3 protein-coding genes are annotated in these 1,212 nt (G+C 30.2%); all 3 read right to left on the reverse strand.

Annotated elements, in window-relative coordinates:
• Positions 1 to 217, reverse strand: a 217-nt coding sequence (locus AP059_RS00010; protein ID WP_165599900.1) for an AAA family ATPase, incomplete at its 3' end; no start/stop codon positions are given.
• A 43-nt stretch (positions 218 to 260) separates the two neighbouring features.
• On the reverse strand, positions 261 to 470 hold the full coding sequence (locus AP059_RS21700) for a hypothetical protein (RefSeq protein ID WP_082712458.1): 210 nt from the start codon (positions 468 to 470) through the stop codon (positions 261 to 263).
• A 41-nt stretch (positions 471 to 511) separates the two neighbouring features.
• Positions 512 to 676, reverse strand: a complete 165-nt coding sequence (locus AP059_RS21705; RefSeq protein ID WP_218186995.1) for a hypothetical protein — start codon at positions 674 to 676, stop codon at positions 512 to 514.
• Between the last annotated feature and the right edge of the window lie 536 nt (positions 677 to 1,212).

Below are 1,212 nucleotides of genomic sequence, written 5' to 3' on the forward strand. Positions count from 1 at the left end.
TTTTAGTTGTTTCTCTGCCAGCGAACGGCTCTCCTAGTGCCATTGCCTGCGCTAAATCTTGAGCTAGTGATGACTTCATACTCTTCTCACTACCTGTTATAAGACCGAGTGAACCTTTAGGCAAAATATCTTGTACATTCCAAAGTAAACTGCCTGAAAAGTCTTCTGATTCTTTAAGTTCTTTAGCTGTGCTTACTTTATTAAATATATTAGTCATTTATTTCTCCTTTAGTATATAATAACAAAAAAGACTTGAAAAGTCAAGCCTTAAATCTATTTTTTTCTAATTCAATGCAATGTTTACATTTAGGGTTGTCTACATGGATATATTCTTTTACAACTTCTTTTTTTAAACTTTTTATTCTAAGTTGTTCTTTTTTTAAGTCCATGCAGTGTGATATTGACCAGCCACAACCACTACATTTAATGCTTTTCAGTTTGTAAGGTTTGTGTTTTGTTGTATAACTCATCTATTTTCTCCGTTTTAATCATCGTAAATGACTGTTATTTATTATTTGAACCAAGATAAATCAATTTCATTAGCTAAGTCAGCAATTTCTTTTAAGGCTTCTTCGTCTGTCATGCTTTTTAAATCACATTCTTTAAGTTTGCGTTCTATTTCATCAGCTGTTTCGATCGCCTCTTCTAATGATTGAGTTCTGTTAAAGTTTTTCATATTTTCTCCTTTTCTTATACCATAGTATCAAATCATCTTACATTTGTCAAATATTAAATTCTATTCCGTGCTACTTTTTTAGATAGCCCTTAAGCCCTTATCGTGTCGTATAATCCCAGCAAGTTAAAAGAAAAGACTACTTAATTTCAAAACTTTTCTATAAATAACTCTGTCAGACTTCTACGCGTCACGGAGTGTTTCTGTTCACCGACACTCATGGAACTCATAATCTTTTATTTCATGCTACGCTCTAGGCTATTTGTAAAGTAATCACATTTTCAATTGAGTCTAGGTTTTAAGCAACTATCCTGACCCTCAAGCGTAAGATTATAAATGACTTTCGATATTTTCAACTTTATTCAATATTGAATTCTCTATTTACATTAGTTACAAGTCATTCAGTAACTAACTATTTAATTAACTTATTTAATAATATCAAAGTTTTTTTAAAATTTCTCTTCATTGATACCAGTTTTAAAGCCTATATTAATTTATCTTATATATTTTAATCTTTTATCTTTTGCGTGAAAAAAAAG

Source organism: Pseudomonas sp. TAA207 (assembly GCF_001529285.1).
GTDB classification, from domain to species: domain Bacteria; phylum Pseudomonadota; class Gammaproteobacteria; order Pseudomonadales; family Pseudomonadaceae; genus Aquipseudomonas; species Aquipseudomonas weihenstephanensis.